Genomic DNA, 14,382 nt, shown 5'->3' on the forward strand with positions numbered 1-14,382 from the left:
GCCGCAAAAATGTTAGTTCTCGAGCCAATACTTACGGCGTTCAGGCCCCAACGATATGACAGGCATCGAGGCACCCTTCGCTGACTGGGAGCTGCTGGATCTTGAATGGCACCAAAGCTTCGCGTTCATGGACGGCGTGCTGCTGGGCGACGGGCAAGTGCCCGATGTGTACATCATGCTCAACCCTGAAGGCGCAAACCCCGGCGAGTTGGCGCGATGCGCCAGTGATGGACATTATCCACCCTCGCCCTTGCGGGCCGGCCAGCCGACCTGGCGGCACCGCCGCAACCGTTGGGTCTTGCGCAATGCGCTGCGCGATTACTACCTGCTTCCAGCCTACCGGGAACGCCACGGCTACCACGCGCTCCAAGCCTTGGCGTTTCGGTTCGACAAGGGCCTGGAAAACCTCGGCTACCAGTACTGGCGTGACGAAACCGGCGCCTATTGGTTCGGCGAGTACGCGATCACCCAAATCCCAGGGGCACGCCCCGAAAGCCTGGCCCTGTTGGCATCGTCGCCAGCCTCGGTGACGTCAGCTTCCGCCCTGTTCAGCGACGGGGTGAATATCTTTCTGCAGGGGCAGTTCATCGCCAGCGCCACGACGCGGGTGCGGTATTGCAATCACGCGTCCTATCGAGTGATCGACGATCAGGTCTACAAGGGTTACAAACCCCTGCACCAGAAAGACGGCACGCCGCTGCCAATCAGAAACCCTGGCAACTTTCGGATGCTCGCTCAGCGCTGGGGAACCGATGGACAATCGATCATCGTCCAAGCGCAGCAAGGCTCGAGCATTTCCTATGAATACTTCTACCGCATCGACAATGCCGACCTGGCAACCTTCACTGTGCTCAACGAACGCTACGCCAAGGACCGGCACCGAGCCTATTACCTGACCGGCAAGAGCATTCGCTACGTTGGCGATTTCCACCCGCTCAAGTGCTGCCAGCCAACGTACGATGAGTACGGTCGCGTGGTCAGCGCCAGAGAATACGAGGATGAGTATTTTGCCGTGGACGACCTGCACGTCTACGCCGCCGGCACACGCTTGCGTGACGCCCATGGCCCGAGTTTTCGACACTTGGGGTTCGATTATTACCATGATCACCGGCACGTCTACCGGCACCAGAAACGCCTGGACGTCGACGTGGAAAGCTTTGTCGTGACCCAGCTCTGTCGCAATGATCGGGATTACTCGCCCGTGCTGGCGGGTGACAAGCACGGCCCGCTGGGCTCTGGGGGAATCATCGATGCAGCGATGCAGCAGGAATGGGCACCCTACTTCGAAGCCCATCCGCAGCTGAAAGGTTACTGGTGGCACCGCTTGCAGGCGCAGCCTGAAGAACCACAAATACAGGCAGAAACGCTGCCGCTAGAGACCATCGGCCTCGGTTTTGAACGGGGCCGCCAGGTCCATTTCCACGGGCGCGTTATCAACGGACTGGACGCGGCAAGTTTCAAATTGCTCGACACCCACCTGTGCGGCGATGCCCAGGGCTTGTATCTGATCCCGTTCCATAACGCGCAAACGGAAGTGCCCGAACGGTTTTCCCAGGAACCGGTGGAGCACTTCCGCTCATTTGGTGGCCCCTACCTGACGGATGGGAAAACCGTGTTCTGCCACCGTGTTTTCTATCATCCTCCCGAACCGATTCGTAAGGCGCAAGTTGCCACTTTCGAGTCCTGCGGGCACGGTTGGGCCAAGGACCGGGACTTGGTGTATTACTACGGCGAGGCGAAGAAAAAGCTACGTCCTTGCGATACGCGCTTTCTAGGTACCTATGCCGTCGGCCCTGATCTGATCCTCTCGGAAGGCAAGCCGCTGGACGTGGCATTCGATCCTGATGAAGTCCGCGTACCGCATCCCGACTTCCTGCAACTGGGCACGCGCAAGTTGTTCTGCCACCGACGCCCACTGAGCACCAAGCGTATCGACCTGACCACCTTCCAATTCCTGACTGAGCGCTATGCCCGGGACAGGCATCGACTCTACCATTACGATGGCTATGCGACCTTGACCGAGGTTGATGAAGCGCAGTATCGGGAAACTCTGGGGTAGTGACCAATGCAGGCTTAACTATGAAATGAACTGTCCCGCAAAAGCCACGCACATGAAAAAGGCCAATGCTGTGAACATTGGCCTAAGTCATTGAATAATATGGTCGGGACGGAGTGATTCGAACACTCGACCCCTAGCACCCCATGCTAGTGCGCTACCGGACTGCGCTACGCCCCGACTAGGCGTGAATCTTGTTCCGCTTCTCAACGGAACGCTCAGGAATATATCGCAAGCTTTTGAAAACTGGAAGTATTTAAAAGCAGAAATTTATTTCTTGAGCACCACCAGCACATCTTCGAGCTCGGCGATCATCTGGCGGATCATTTGTTTGTACTGGGTTGTATCGTCTTTGGCCTCATCACCGGAGAGGCGCAGGCGTGCGCCGCCGATGGTGAATCCCTGGTCATATAGCAGCGCGCGGATCTGCCGGATCATCAGTACGTCTTGTCGCTGATAATACCGGCGGTTTCCGCGGCGCTTGACCGGGTTGAGTTGAGGAAACTCCTGCTCCCAATAGCGCAGCACGTGCGGTTTTACCGCACACAGCTCGCTGACTTCACCGATGGTGAAGTAGCGTTTGCCCGGGATGACGGGTAGCTCGTCGTTATGACTTGGTTCCAGCATAAGCCTCAACTCGGGCCTTCAACTTCTGCCCTGGACGAAAGGTGACCACACGGCGAGCCGTGATCGGGATTTCTTCTCCCGTTTTCGGATTGCGGCCAGGCCGCTGGCGTTTGTCCCGAAGGTCAAAATTGCCGAATCCGGACAATTTGACCTGCTCGTTGTCCTCGAGAGCGTGCCTGATTTCTTCGAAAAACAGTTCGACCAATTCTTTGGCCTCCCGTTTATTCAGGCCCAACTCCTCATACAGACGTTCCGCCATCTCAGCTTTCGTCAGAGCCCCCATACGTCACTTCCTTAACGTGGCGTTCAACCTGTGTTCGAGCGAGGTGAGGATATTCTGCGTTGCGGTATTCACCTCATCGTCATTAAGAGTGCGCGATGGATGCTGCCAGGTCAAGCCGACTGCTAGGCTTTTTCTATGCGGATCAATACCTTTACCCTGATACACGTCAAATAGCCTGAGGTCCGTCAGCCATTCGCCTGCATTTTCACGAATTACCGCCAATACAGCGCTGGACGCGACACCAACATCAGCCACCAGGGCCAGGTCACGGCGCACTTCAGGAAAGCGCGATAACTCTTGGAACTTCGGCATTTTTCCTTGGGCGACTTCAGCCAGGACCAGCTCGAAAACAAAGACCGGACGATCCAGGCCCAAGGTTTTTGACAGTTCAGGGTGAATCGCACCGACGAAGCCGACTTCACGCCCGTCCCGCTCGATACGCGCGGTCTGTCCCGGATGCAGCGCCGGGTGCTTGCCCGGTACGAAAGTGAACGCGTCGAGCGCACCGGCGAAGCCCAGCACTGCTTCCACGTCGGCCTTGATGTCGAAGAAGTCCACGACGTCGCGGCCTTGCGCCCAGCCTTCCGGCAGGCGGCTGCCACAGACCACACCGGCGAGCATCGATTCTTGCTTCAGGCCGTCCAGCTGACCAACGAAGCGCAGGCCGCTTTCGAACAGGCGTACGCGATCCTGCTGACGATTCAGGTTGTGCTGCAGCGACTTGACCAGGCCTGGCCAAAGGGATGAGCGCATAGCCGCCATGTCGTTGGAAATCGGGTTCGCCAACAGCAACGGCGCGACACCCGGATTGAACAGCTCGAACTGGCGTGGATCGATGAAGCTGTAGGTGATCGCTTCCTGATACCCACGGGCCACCAGCAGGCGACGCAGCTCCGGCAGGTCGCTACGGGCTTCGGCCTTGGCTTGCGGGGCCAAGCGGGCTTGCGGATAGCGCACCGGCAGGCGATTGTAGCCGTATAGGCGAGCCAGCTCCTCGATCAGGTCGACTTCCAGGCTGATATCGAAACGGTGACTTGGCACTTCGACGCGCCACTGCCCTTCCCCGTCCGCGCGGATGGTCAGGCCCAGGGCGCTGAGCAGGCGCTCGACTTCAGCCGGATCCATTGCCATGCCCAGCATCTGGGTGATGCGCTGGGCACGCAGGGTGACCGGTGCAATCTTGGGCAGGTGCTGTTCGCTGACGGTCTCGATGATCGGGCCGGCTTCGCCACCGGTGATTTCCAGCAGCAGGCCAGTGGCGCGCTCCATGGCTTCACGGGCGAGCTGCCAGTCCACGCCACGCTCGTAACGGTGTGAGGCATCGGTGTGCAGGCCGTACGAGCGAGCCTTGCCAGCAACGGCGATCTGGTCGAAGAACGCGCTTTCAAGGAATACGTCGCGGGTGGTCGTGGAGACGCCGCTGTGCTCGCCACCCATCACGCCGGCAATCGCCAGGGCGCGGGTGTGGTCGGCAATCACCAGTGTGTCGCTGCGCAGGGTCACTTCCTGGCCGTCGAGCAGTACCAGCTTCTCGCCTTCGTCAGCCATGCGCACGCGGATGCCGCCGTTGATTTCAGCCAGGTCGAACGCGTGCAGCGGCTGGCCCAGTTCGAGCATCACGTAGTTGGTGATGTCGACAGCCGCGTCGATGCTGCGTACGTCGGAGCGTCGCAGGCGTTCGACCATCCACAGCGGCGTCGGCTTGGACAGGTCGACGTTACGGATCACACGACCCAGGTAACGGGGGCATGCGGCTGGCGCGAGAACTTCAACCGGGCGCACTTCATCATGCACCGCCGGAACGACCGCGACCGCAGGGCGGGTTACCGGTGCGTCATACAAGGCACCCACTTCGCGCGCCAGACCGGCGAGGGACAGGCAGTCGCCACGGTTCGGCGTCAGGTCGACCTCGATGCTTGCATCGTCCAGGCCCAGGTATTGGCGGATGTCCTGGCCAACCGGCGCATCGGCCGGAAGCTCCATCAAACCATCGTTGCCTTCGCCAACCTGCAGTTCAGCCTGGGAGCACAACATGCCGTTGGACTCGACGCCGCGCAGCTTGGCTTTCTTGATCTTGAAGTCGCCCGGCAGTTCGGCACCGATCATGGCGAACGGAATTTTCAAGCCGGGGCGCACGTTTGGCGCACCACAAACTACCTGGAACGTTTGCGCGCCATTGCTGACCTGGCAAACCCGCAGCTTGTCAGCGTCAGGGTGCTGCTCGGTGCCCAGCACCTCGCCCACGACCACACCGCTGAATGCACCGGCGGCCGACGTCACGCTATCGACCTCAAGACCGGCCATCGACAGGCGAGCAACCAGCTCGTCCTGGCTTACCTGCGGGCTTACCCAGCCGCGCAGCCACTGTTCACTGAATTTCATCCTGCTCTCCTAATAGATTCGTTACGGGTTGCGACCTAGCGAAATTGCGCAAGGAATCGCAAGTCGTTGTCGAAGAACAGGCGCAAGTCATTCACACCGTAACGCAGCATGGCCAGGCGCTCGACGCCCATGCCGAAGGCAAAGCCGGAGAATTCTTCCGGATCGATCCCGGACATGCGCAGCACGTTCGGGTGAACCATGCCGCAACCCATGACTTCCAGCCAGCCGGTCTGTTTACAGACGCGACAGCCTTTGCCGCTGCACATCACACATTCCATGTCGACTTCCGCCGATGGCTCGGTGAACGGGAAGTACGAAGGGCGGAAACGCACGGCCAGCTCTTTCTCGAAGAACACCCGCAAGAATTCCTCGATGGTGCCTTTCAGGTCAGCAAAATTGATGTCGCGATCAACCAGCAGGCCTTCGACCTGGTGGAACATCGGCGAGTGGGTGATATCGGAGTCGCTACGGTACACACGGCCTGGGCAGACGATGCGGATCGGCGGCTGCTGCGATTCCATGGTGCGGACCTGTACCGGCGAGGTATGGGTGCGCAACAGCATGTTCGCATTGAAATAGAAGGTGTCATGCATCGACCGGGCCGGGTGATGGCCTGGGATGTTGAGCGCTTCGAAGTTGTGATAATCGTCTTCAACCTCGGGGCCTTCGGCGATGCCGTAGCCAATGTGGGTGAAGAATTGCTCGATGCGTTCCAGGGTCCGGGTAACCGGATGCAGCCCACCGGAAGTCTGGCCACGGCCAGGCAGGGTCACGTCAATGGATTCGGCGGCGAGCTTGGCGGCCAGACCGGCCTCCTCGAACAGCGCCTTGCGTGCATTGAGGACCTCTGTGACACGTTCCTTGGCGACGTTGATCAGCGCACCGACCTGCGGACGCTCTTCGGCCGGCAGGTTCCCCAGGGTCTTCATCACCTGAGTCAACTCGCCTTTCTTGCCAAGGTAGTGAACCCGGATTTGCTCCAGGGCATTGATATCTTCAGCGCTTTGCACAGCCTCTAGTGCTTGAGCGACCAGCGCGTCCAGGTTTTCCATGTACAGACTCCAGATACAAAATAGGGGAAGAGCTTTAAGGCTCTTCCCCTATTTATGACGTTTGACACCTGGACCCACAGAGGTGAGCCCGGGTGACTGCCGGGGGTACTTAAGCCAAGGTGGCTTTAGCTTTCTCGACAATCGCAGCAAACGCCGCTTTTTCGTTCACTGCCAGATCAGCCAGAACCTTACGGTCGATCTCGATGGACGCTTTTTTCAGGCCAGCGATGAAACGGCTGTAGGACAGACCGTTAACACGAGCACCAGCGTTGATACGAGCGATCCACAGAGCGCGGAACTGACGTTTTTTCTGACGACGGTCACGGTAGGCGTATTGGCCTGCCTTGATTACCGCTTGCTTGGCAACACGGAATACGCGGGAACGCGCGCCGTAGTAGCCTTTAGCAAGTTTCAGAATTTTTTTGTGACGCTTACGGGCAATGACGCCACGCTTTACACGAGCCATGAGTTACTTCCTCTATTCTTGATCCAAAAATTAACGAAGGCGCAGCATGCGCTCGACTTTTGCCACGTCAGACGGATGCAGCAAGCTGCTACCGCGCAGTTGACGCTTACGCTTGGTCGACATTTTGGTCAGGATGTGGCTCTTGAAAGCGTGCTTGTGCTTGATACCGTTAGCAGTTTTCAGAAACCGCTTAGCAGCACCACTTTTGGTCTTCATCTTTGGCATGTTCGGATACTCCGCATTCAGTTGATAAACATAATCGCAAGGCCTGCCGTGCCCTGTTGATTACTTCTTCTTTTTCGGGGCGATGACCATGATCAGCTGGCGTCCTTCCATCTTAGGATGCTGTTCGACCGAACCGTACTCGAGCAGGTCTTGTTCAACCCGCTTGAGGAGTTCCATCCCCAGCTCCTGGTGGGCCATCTCACGGCCGCGGAATCGCAAGGATACCTTGGCCCTGTCCCCGTCACTCAGGAAACGTACCAGGTTGCGCAGTTTTACCTGGTAATCCCCTTCCTCCGTCCCTGGACGAAACTTGATTTCTTTTACCTGAATCTGCTTCTGGTTTTTCTTTGCCGCTGCAATCTGCTTCTTCTTTTCGAAGATCGACTTGCCGTAGTCCATCACCCGGCAAACAGGTGGGACTGCGTCTGCGGAAATTTCCACCAGATCAAGCTTGGCTTCTTCAGCAATACGAAGCGCTTCATCAATCGAGACGATGCCAATCTGCTCGCCATCAGCGCCAATTAACCGAACCTCGCGTGCCGAGATATTCTCGTTGATCGGGGCTTTCGGTGCAGCTCGTTTATCTTGTCTCATTTCACGCTTAATAATAATTACTCCGAATCTGGGCGACCACGCCGGGAAACCGCTTGCGCGAGAAACTCAGCGAATTCGGCGACGGGCATCGAGCCCAGGTCAGCACCTTCACGAGTACGCACAGCGACAGTCTGCATCTCGACCTCCCGATCTCCGATAACCAAGAGAAAGGGAACCTTGAGCAAAGTATGCTCGCGGATTTTAAAGCCGATCTTTTCATTTCTCAAGTCGGACTTGGCACGAAATCCGCTTTGGTTGAGAGTTTTTTCGACTTCAGCGGCAAAATCTGCCTGTTTATCAGTGATATTCATGATCACTGCCTGGGTCGGCGCCAGCCACGCGGGGAACGCACCCTCGTAGTGTTCGATCAGGATCCCGACGAAACGCTCGAAGGAACCGAGAATCGCGCGGTGAAGCATGACCGGGTGCTTGCGGCTGTTGTCTTCGGACACGTATTCGGCGCCCAGACGGATCGGCAGGTTAAAATCGAGCTGCAGGGTACCACACTGCCAGACGCGACCAAGGCAATCTTTCAGCGAGAATTCAATCTTCGGACCGTAGAAAGCCCCTTCGCCCGGTTGCAGATCGTACGCAAGGCCCGCGCTGTCGAGGGCGGCGGCCAGGGCCGCTTCGGCGCGATCCCACAGCTCGTCGGAGCCAACGCGCTTTTCCGGACGAGTGGACAGCTTCATCTCCACTTCGGTGAAGCCGAAGTCGCGATAAACATCCATGGTCAGCTTGATGAAGGCGGCGGATTCGGCCTGCATCTGCTCTTCAGTGCAGAAGATGTGCGCATCGTCCTGGGTAAATGCACGCACGCGCATGATGCCGTGCAGCGCACCCGACGGCTCGTTGCGGTGGCAGGCACCGAACTCGGCCAGGCGCATCGGCAGCTCGCGGTAGCTCTTCAAGCCCTGGTTGAACACCTGCACGTGGCAAGGGCAGTTCATCGGCTTGATGGCGTAGTCGCGGTTCTCCGACTGAGTGGTGAACATGTTGTCGGCGTAGTTGGCCCAGTGCCCGGATTTTTCCCACAGGCTGCGGTCGACCACTTGCGGCGTCTTGATTTCCAGATAGCCGTTCTCGCGCTGGACCTGGCGCATGTACTGCTCGAGCACCTGGTACAGGGTCCAGCCGTTCGGGTGCCAGAACACCATGCCCGGGGACTCTTCCTGGGTATGGAACAGGCCCAGGCGCTTGCCGATCTTGCGGTGGTCGCGTTTTTCGGCTTCCTCGATACGCTGGATGTAGGCCGCCAATTGCTTCTTGTCCGCCCACGCAGTGCCATATACACGCTGCAACTGCTCGTTCTTTGCGTCGCCACGCCAGTAGGCGCCGGACAGCTTGGTCAGCTTGAAGGATTTCAGGAAACGCGTGTTCGGCACGTGCGGGCCGCGGCACATGTCGACGTATTCTTCATGGTAGTACAGGCCCATGGCCTGCTCGTCCGGCATGTCTTCCACCAGACGCAACTTGTAGTCCTCGCCACGGGCCTTGAAGACTTCGATGACTTCGGCGCGCGGGGTGACTTTCTTGATGACGTCGTAATCTTTCTCGATCAGCTGTTGCATGCGCTGTTCGATGGCGGCCATGTCGTCCGGGGTAAAAGGACGCTCGAAGGCGATGTCGTAATAGAAGCCTTCATCGATGACCGGCCCGATGACCATCTTCGCGCTCGGGTACAGCTGCTTGACCGCATGACCGACCAGGTGCGCGCAAGAGTGGCGAATGATCTCCAGCCCCTCTGCATCCTTGGGCGTAATGATTTGCAGCGTGGCATCGCTGTCGATGACGTCGCTGGCGTCGACCAGTTTGCCGTTGACCTTGCCGGCCAGGGTGGCCTTGGCCAGGCCCGCGCCGATGGATGCGGCGACTTCGGCTACGGAAACCGGATGATCGAACGAACGTTGACTGCCGTCGGGAAGAGTAATAGTTGGCATGGCGCCTCCTCTCCTAGTGGTGACCCCTACCAAAGGTCACGTGGGTTGGGATGAGCCAGTACAAGATCCAGTCCAGGCCATTCAATGACGAACGCCTGCCTTACAGCGGCAGGAGCCTTGCGGCCAACCGGGAAAACCGAACCAGAGTGACTGGGATTCAAATCAGGGTTAATCGAACATTTACCGCCACCGGGACCTGTTGTCCTGCGGAGCCTGAAAAATACCCGAGCCCGGCATGCTAGCACAGATGAACGGTCATCGCCGCGTCCGGATTGAAGCGGGCGTAAACTGGCTGTTTTTATGCCAAAGTGCTGAACCGAAACGCTCGCAACGCCTCAGATAACAAGACACCGACCCTAAAGGAGCATCTTCGCATGCGTCTGAACACACTACTGGCAGTCGTCGCCCCCTTCGCCCTGCTGCTTCCATTGACCGCCCATGCCGAGTGGCCCAAGGGCGAGCGCGAAAAATACATGGCCCAGTGCACTCAAGCGGCGACCCCGCAGATCGGCGCAGCGGCTGCCAAATCCCACTGTGCCTGTGGCGCAGACGCGATCAAATCCTACCCGGCAAGCGATATCCAGGCGCTGATGGACAATAAGGCCAGCCCCGAATTGCAGCAGAAAGCGCTCGGCCAGATCGCCAAATGCAAGGCCAACCCCCCCGCGAAAAAATGAGAAAACAAGCGCTTGAACTCGGCTCGGCATCGATAAAAAGGGTTGAATAACCACCTTTTTCTACGATTTCTACAGGTTCTACAGCTTTTTTTATCGTCTTTACGTTCGGCTGAAAGCCTTTGAAACCGGGCCTTTCAGGCAGTTCAGGTGGTAAAGAAAACACGACTGATTGGCAAACAGCGCCTGCGGGGGGCTCCCAAATCGAACATTTCGACTATGATACCCCGGTGTGCCCAGTTGGCCTGAGCAGCACAGTACACTGAAAATATATGTTTCTTGGAGATACACCATGTCTAATCGCCAAACCGGCACCGTTAAATGGTTCAACGATGAAAAAGGCTTCGGCTTCATCACTCCTACAGGTGGCGGTGACGACCTGTTCGTACACTTCAAAGCTATCGAAAGCGACGGTTTCAAAAGCCTGAAAGAAGGCCAGACCGTTTCGTTCGTGGCTGAGAAAGGCCAAAAGGGTATGCAAGCTGCACAAGTTCGCCCAGAGTAACTTCTCGGTGCGCTAAAAAAACCCCGTCCATGTGACGGGGTTTTTTATGGCCTATCGAAAACCGTCAGCCGCAGCTCACTCGATTGACCACCAGGCCGGCATCGGTATTAAGGTTCAAGCGATCGGAGCGGTACTCAAGCGTGACCATGTCGTTGGGCTTGAGGATACGCGCATACTGCGCGCCTGCACGGGACCGTGCCTGCTCCAGCAATTGGGGCGAAGCCTGCTTGCCGATTGCGAACTCGGCGGCCTTTGCTTCACAGCGGCTATCGCCGGTGTCGGACGCCACAGGCTCAGGGGTCGACTCAGAGGTGCTGCTGCAACCGCTCAAGAGCGCAGCGGCCAGCAAAGTACTCAATGACGCAAGCTTCCAAGGCATGAAGCCTCCTATTTGGATGAATTAACCAGAGAGCGTGCGACAACCCAGACGAAACTTGGTTTCAACACCAAGGCCATCATCATGCCCTCACTCGCAAAACCGGCAGTTTGCCTGAGCCCCCTGTTCTGTTCATGACTCAATCGTGACTGAATATGAATGCGCTCAGTAGATGTCGATGTAATCGAAGGGTGGCTTCGGCCAGTTTTCCTTAAGTGCGTTGTAGATCTGCGTGACCCAGACCTCATCGCTGGCCGCGACCCTTCCGACATATCCGGACCCCTTCGCCCAGGTTTCCAGCCGAAACAGCAACCCGTCGATGTCGGCGCCACCCACGACGCCCGATGAAAGATAGGCGATTCCACCCTTGGTCACACGTAGCTGGGTGTGCTCGTCGTCACTGGCTGAAGCCAACAATTGCCGAACCGCTTCAATTGTCAGCCCACCAGGGTCGTTCAGGTCGATCTGCACGGCTGGGCTCCCGGAAAAATCAAAAGACAAGTGTCGCACAGCGCCCTCCTGATGCCTAAGTCGCACTGCCCAACCCGACGCAAAAATGGTTAACTCAGCCTACAGACCTCACAACCTGCGAGCCCCGACATGAGCACCGTCAGCATCGAAGCCACCATCAATGCCAAATGGGCGCAGGGCCACAGTTCATACAGCCCGGGCAGCCCGGAAGAGTTGGCGATCATCGGCATCGAGCTGCTGGTTAAGGAGTTGGGCACGCAAGGAGCCCAGAACTTCATCCGGCAGGCCTTCGAGCGCTACCCGAGCGTCATCGAAGCGGTTGACTAAGGCCAACTGCGGGCTCGCTGCAAATAGGCTACTTGAGACGCGCCAGTCGCTCGGTCAACAAGTCGAAGAAACCCTGGGCATCGCCCTCCTTCACCCAGAAAGCATTCTTGGGTGCCTTCAAGCCGTCATACCAGTCGACCACGGTCTGCCCGAAAGTCGGACCTTCGCGGCTGTCCACCACCAGGTTGACCGAGCGGCCGGTAAACAATTGCGGCCTCAGCAGGTAGGCAATCACCGTCGCGTCATGCACCGGCCCGCCTGTCATGCCGTAGTGCTCCATGTCGCCCTTCACGTACTCGTTGAGGATATCGCCGACCAACTTGCTGGCGTTGTTGTTCAGCGCGGCGATCTGCTTCAGGCGCGCCTCACTGGTGAGTATCTTGTGGGTCACGTCCAACGGCAGATAGGTCAGCTTCAGGCCACTGTTGGCGACCACTTCCGCCGCCTGGGGATCGGCGTACAGATTGAATTCGGCCACCGGGGTGATGTTGCCGCCATTGAAATGCGCACCGCCCATGATCACCACTTCCTTGATGCCCTGGACGATGTCCGGCTCCTGGATCAACGCCAGGGCCAGGTTCGTTTGCGGACCGAGCATGGCGATGGTGATGCTGTGCGGCTTGGCGGCCTTGAGGGTATCAATCAGGTAATTGACGGCGTTGCCCTGGGCCAGTCCCTTCTTCGGCTCATGCACGGTCACACCGGACAGGCCTTCCTTCCCATGGATGTTTTCCGCATAGATGGGTGTGCGCATCATCGGCTTGGGCGCGCCAGCATAGACCGGTACGTCCTCGCGCCCCGCCCATTCCCGGGCCAGGCGTGCGTTGCGGGAAGTCTTGTCCAGCCGCACGTTGCCCGCCACGGTGGTCAGGGCGCGGATATGCAGCTCTTCGGGGGACGCCAAGGCAAACAACAACGCAACGACGTCGTCGGCACCAGGATCGGTGTCAATGATCAGATCGATTTTTTCCGCCGCCTGGGCGCTTGTAGCCGTGATCAATGACAAAAGCAGCAGACTCCGCAACAGTTGATGCATTTTCTGAGCATAGCGGTGCATGGCGCACTCCTTGTGCAGGGTGGATGAAACTTAGAACGTGACGCCGGCGATCAGCACCACGTTGCAGTACGGAGAACATTCTCCCGTGCGAATAATCGCTCGCGCCTGTCGGCTAAGGATCTTGAACTGCTCGTGGCGAACCAGTTCCCGTGCGCCCAACGCGCCTTCGGCATGCAGCGCCTCCAGCGTGGCCAGGGCCGGCGGTTGTTTATCAAGGATCTCCTCAGCCAGTACATGGCTTTCGACCTGCATCTCGCTGAGCACCACTTTCAAGGTACTGACGAAGTCTGGGACGCCATGGGTCAGTGCCAGGTCGATCAATTCGACCCCTGGCGGCACGGGCAGGCCGGCGTCACCGATGACTACCTTGTCGCCATGACCGAGGGAGGCGATCAGTCGCGACAGGGCGATGTTCAGCAACGGAGTCTTTTTCATGATTCGAACGCCTGTACTTCCTGCAGTAAAGGGATGGAGGGTTGCGCGCCGGCGCGTGTGACCGACAACGCAGCGGCGACCTGGCCGAAACGAATGGCCTCGATCTCATTCTTGCCACTGGCCAAGGCAGCCGCGAACCCACCGACAAACGTATCGCCGGCCGCCGTGGTATCGACCGCCTTGACCCGCGGTGCGGGGAAGTGTTCGAAGCTCGTGCCATTGGCAAACATCAATCCTTGGGCGCCCAGGGTCACGATCACCTTGCGGGCGCCAGCGGCGATCAATTGTGTCGCGGCGGCTTCGGCGGTTTCCAGGGAATCCACCGCTAATCCGCTCAGCACCGCTGCCTCGCTTTCGTTGGGAATCAGGTAATCGACGCAGGCGTACCAGTCGGCCGGCAATGTATGGGAAGCCGGCGCGGGGTTGAGGATGACGATTCTGCCCAACTCACGGGCGCGCTTGAGGGCGTGGCCTACCGTGGCATCCGGCACTTCAAGCTGGCAGATGATCACGTCGGCGCGCTGCAACACTTCATCGACACTGTCCAGGACTTCGGTGGTAAGCGCACCGTTGGCACCGGCGACGATAACAATCGCATTCTGGCTGTTGTCATCGACCACGATCAACGCAACACCGCTGGAGCCTTCCACCACGCGGACTGCCTGGCAATCAATACCTTCGGCCAACAGCGCGCCGCGCAATTGCTCGCCATAGGCATCAACGCCCACGCAACCGACCATGGACACTTGCGCCCCCAGGCGCGCGGCGGCCACCGCCTGGTTGGCGCCCTTGCCACCCGGAATCGTAGAAAACGATTCTCCGATCAGCGTTTCACCACCACGAGGCAGACGCGGCGCCCGGGTCACCAGGTCCATGTTCAGGCTGCCTATCACTACTACTTTTGCTGGCATA

General features: G+C 58.4%; 17 protein-coding genes and 1 tRNA gene. 4 read left to right on the forward strand and 14 right to left on the reverse strand.

The features are described 5' to 3' along the window. The first annotated feature begins 55 nt into the window (after positions 1-55). Positions 56-2,059 carry a DKNYY domain-containing protein gene (locus HU806_RS01485; protein ID WP_186609416.1) on the forward strand — a complete coding sequence of 668 codons (2,004 nt, stop codon included), beginning with the start codon at positions 56-58 and terminating at the stop codon, positions 2,057-2,059. A 100-nt stretch (positions 2,060-2,159) separates the two neighbouring features. On the opposite strand, the gene HU806_RS01490 is transcribed toward HU806_RS01485, so the two are convergent. The 9 genes from HU806_RS01490 to thrS all read right to left on the reverse strand — a co-directional run bounded on the left by HU806_RS01490 (position 2,160) and on the right by thrS (position 9,625). Then, a tRNA-Pro gene (locus HU806_RS01490) sits at positions 2,160-2,236 on the reverse strand. Positions 2,237-2,326: 90 nt separating this feature from the next. After that, the gene (locus tag HU806_RS01495; RefSeq protein WP_003179985.1) at positions 2,327-2,683 is read right to left on the reverse strand and encodes a MerR family transcriptional regulator; all 357 of its coding nucleotides are present in this window, start codon (positions 2,681-2,683) and stop codon (positions 2,327-2,329) included. Then, a complete protein-coding gene (gene ihfA, locus HU806_RS01500) occupies positions 2,664-2,966 on the reverse strand; it encodes an integration host factor subunit alpha (protein ID WP_002553164.1) in 303 nt (100 codons plus the stop codon). The genes HU806_RS01495 and ihfA overlap by 20 nt, the downstream gene beginning before the upstream one ends. A 3-nt stretch (positions 2,967-2,969) precedes the next feature. After that, on the reverse strand, positions 2,970-5,348 hold the full coding sequence (pheT, locus tag HU806_RS01505; RefSeq protein ID WP_186609418.1) for a phenylalanine--tRNA ligase subunit beta: 2,379 nt from the start codon (positions 5,346-5,348) through the stop codon (positions 2,970-2,972). 35 nt (positions 5,349-5,383) lie between these two features. Next, positions 5,384-6,400, reverse strand: a complete 1,017-nt coding sequence (pheS, locus tag HU806_RS01510; RefSeq protein ID WP_030142134.1) for a phenylalanine--tRNA ligase subunit alpha — start codon at positions 6,398-6,400, stop codon at positions 5,384-5,386. A gap of 109 nt (positions 6,401-6,509) precedes the next feature. Continuing rightward, complete coding sequence (rplT, locus tag HU806_RS01515; RefSeq protein WP_002553161.1) at positions 6,510-6,866, reverse strand: 50S ribosomal protein L20; 357 nt, start codon at positions 6,864-6,866, stop codon at positions 6,510-6,512. Positions 6,867-6,896: 30 nt separating this feature from the next. Continuing rightward, on the reverse strand, positions 6,897-7,091 hold the full coding sequence (rpmI, locus tag HU806_RS01520; RefSeq protein WP_002553160.1) for a 50S ribosomal protein L35: 195 nt from the start codon (positions 7,089-7,091) through the stop codon (positions 6,897-6,899). Positions 7,092-7,151: 60 nt separating this feature from the next. Continuing rightward, complete coding sequence (gene infC, locus HU806_RS01525; RefSeq protein ID WP_169432615.1) at positions 7,152-7,703, reverse strand: translation initiation factor IF-3; 552 nt, start codon at positions 7,701-7,703, stop codon at positions 7,152-7,154. After that, positions 7,703-9,625, reverse strand: coding sequence for a threonine--tRNA ligase (gene thrS, locus HU806_RS01530; RefSeq protein ID WP_186609420.1), 1,923 nt, complete (start codon positions 9,623-9,625; stop codon positions 7,703-7,705). Before thrS ends, infC begins: the two co-directional genes overlap by 1 nt. 374 nt (positions 9,626-9,999) lie before the next feature. On the opposite strand from thrS, the gene HU806_RS01535 reads away from it, so the two are divergent. Both HU806_RS01535 and HU806_RS01540 read left to right on the forward strand, forming a co-directional pair. Further along, the gene (locus HU806_RS01535) at positions 10,000-10,302 is read left to right on the forward strand and encodes a hypothetical protein (RefSeq protein ID WP_186609422.1); all 303 of its coding nucleotides are present in this window, start codon (positions 10,000-10,002) and stop codon (positions 10,300-10,302) included. Positions 10,303-10,591: 289 nt separating this feature from the next. Beyond that, on the forward strand, positions 10,592-10,804 hold the full coding sequence (locus HU806_RS01540) for a cold-shock protein (protein ID WP_047229330.1): 213 nt from the start codon (positions 10,592-10,594) through the stop codon (positions 10,802-10,804). 64 nt (positions 10,805-10,868) lie between these two features. Here the strand turns inward: HU806_RS01540 and HU806_RS01545 are convergent, their stop codons facing one another. Together HU806_RS01545 and HU806_RS01550 are read right to left on the reverse strand one after the other, a co-directional pair. Then, entirely contained in the window at positions 10,869-11,183 is a 315-nt protein-coding gene (locus tag HU806_RS01545) for an I78 family peptidase inhibitor (RefSeq protein ID WP_186609424.1), read from the reverse strand. A 162-nt stretch (positions 11,184-11,345) separates the two neighbouring features. Continuing rightward, a complete protein-coding gene (locus tag HU806_RS01550) occupies positions 11,346-11,651 on the reverse strand; it encodes a hypothetical protein (protein ID WP_186609426.1) in 306 nt (101 codons plus the stop codon). A gap of 129 nt (positions 11,652-11,780) precedes the next feature. On the opposite strand from HU806_RS01550, the gene HU806_RS01555 reads away from it, so the two are divergent. Continuing rightward, complete coding sequence (locus tag HU806_RS01555) at positions 11,781-11,978, forward strand: hypothetical protein (RefSeq protein ID WP_186609428.1); 198 nt, start codon at positions 11,781-11,783, stop codon at positions 11,976-11,978. A 28-nt stretch (positions 11,979-12,006) separates the two neighbouring features. Here HU806_RS01555 and HU806_RS01560 read toward each other — a convergent pair whose 3' ends face one another. Genes HU806_RS01560 through rbsK form a run of 3 tightly spaced genes read right to left on the reverse strand, consistent with a single transcriptional unit; the run spans position 12,007 to position 14,381 of the window. Continuing rightward, complete coding sequence (locus HU806_RS01560; protein ID WP_186609430.1) at positions 12,007-13,035, reverse strand: nucleoside hydrolase; 1,029 nt, start codon at positions 13,033-13,035, stop codon at positions 12,007-12,009. Between the two features lie 30 nt (positions 13,036-13,065). Next, on the reverse strand, positions 13,066-13,470 hold the full coding sequence (gene rbsD, locus HU806_RS01565) for a D-ribose pyranase (RefSeq protein ID WP_186609437.1): 405 nt from the start codon (positions 13,468-13,470) through the stop codon (positions 13,066-13,068). After that, positions 13,467-14,381, reverse strand: coding sequence for a ribokinase (gene rbsK / locus HU806_RS01570; protein WP_186609439.1), 915 nt, complete (start codon positions 14,379-14,381; stop codon positions 13,467-13,469). The genes rbsD and rbsK overlap by 4 nt, the downstream gene beginning before the upstream one ends. Position 14,382 lies beyond the last annotated feature (1 nt).

The organism is Pseudomonas sp. SWRI154 (assembly GCF_014268645.1).
Taxonomy (GTDB): Bacteria; Pseudomonadota; Gammaproteobacteria; order Pseudomonadales; family Pseudomonadaceae; genus Aquipseudomonas; species Aquipseudomonas marvdashtae.

What these genes read in the sequence shown, in the direction of transcription:
- HU806_RS01485 (WP_186609416.1), top strand. Translation starts at nt 56, where the DNA reads ATGACAGGCATCGAGGCACCCTTCGCTGACTGGGAGCTGCTGGATCTT.
- HU806_RS01495 (WP_003179985.1), bottom strand. Translation starts at nt 2,683, where the DNA reads ATGCTGGAACCAAGTCATAACGACGAGCTACCCGTCATCCCGGGCAAA.
- ihfA (WP_002553164.1), bottom strand. Translation starts at nt 2,966, where the DNA reads ATGGGGGCTCTGACGAAAGCTGAGATGGCGGAACGTCTGTATGAGGAG.
- pheT (WP_186609418.1), bottom strand. Translation starts at nt 5,348, where the DNA reads ATGAAATTCAGTGAACAGTGGCTGCGCGGCTGGGTAAGCCCGCAGGTA.
- pheS (WP_030142134.1), bottom strand. Translation starts at nt 6,400, where the DNA reads ATGGAAAACCTGGACGCGCTGGTCGCTCAAGCACTAGAGGCTGTGCAA.
- rplT (WP_002553161.1), bottom strand. Translation starts at nt 6,866, where the DNA reads ATGGCTCGTGTAAAGCGTGGCGTCATTGCCCGTAAGCGTCACAAAAAA.
- rpmI (WP_002553160.1), bottom strand. Translation starts at nt 7,091, where the DNA reads ATGCCAAAGATGAAGACCAAAAGTGGTGCTGCTAAGCGGTTTCTGAAA.
- thrS (WP_186609420.1), bottom strand. Translation starts at nt 9,625, where the DNA reads ATGCCAACTATTACTCTTCCCGACGGCAGTCAACGTTCGTTCGATCAT.
- HU806_RS01535 (WP_186609422.1), top strand. Translation starts at nt 10,000, where the DNA reads ATGCGTCTGAACACACTACTGGCAGTCGTCGCCCCCTTCGCCCTGCTG.
- HU806_RS01540 (WP_047229330.1), top strand. Translation starts at nt 10,592, where the DNA reads ATGTCTAATCGCCAAACCGGCACCGTTAAATGGTTCAACGATGAAAAA.
- HU806_RS01545 (WP_186609424.1), bottom strand. Translation starts at nt 11,183, where the DNA reads ATGCCTTGGAAGCTTGCGTCATTGAGTACTTTGCTGGCCGCTGCGCTC.
- HU806_RS01555 (WP_186609428.1), top strand. Translation starts at nt 11,781, where the DNA reads ATGAGCACCGTCAGCATCGAAGCCACCATCAATGCCAAATGGGCGCAG.
- HU806_RS01560 (WP_186609430.1), bottom strand. Translation starts at nt 13,035, where the DNA reads ATGCACCGCTATGCTCAGAAAATGCATCAACTGTTGCGGAGTCTGCTG.
- rbsD (WP_186609437.1), bottom strand. Translation starts at nt 13,470, where the DNA reads ATGAAAAAGACTCCGTTGCTGAACATCGCCCTGTCGCGACTGATCGCC.
- rbsK (WP_186609439.1), bottom strand. Translation starts at nt 14,381, where the DNA reads ATGCCAGCAAAAGTAGTAGTGATAGGCAGCCTGAACATGGACCTGGTG.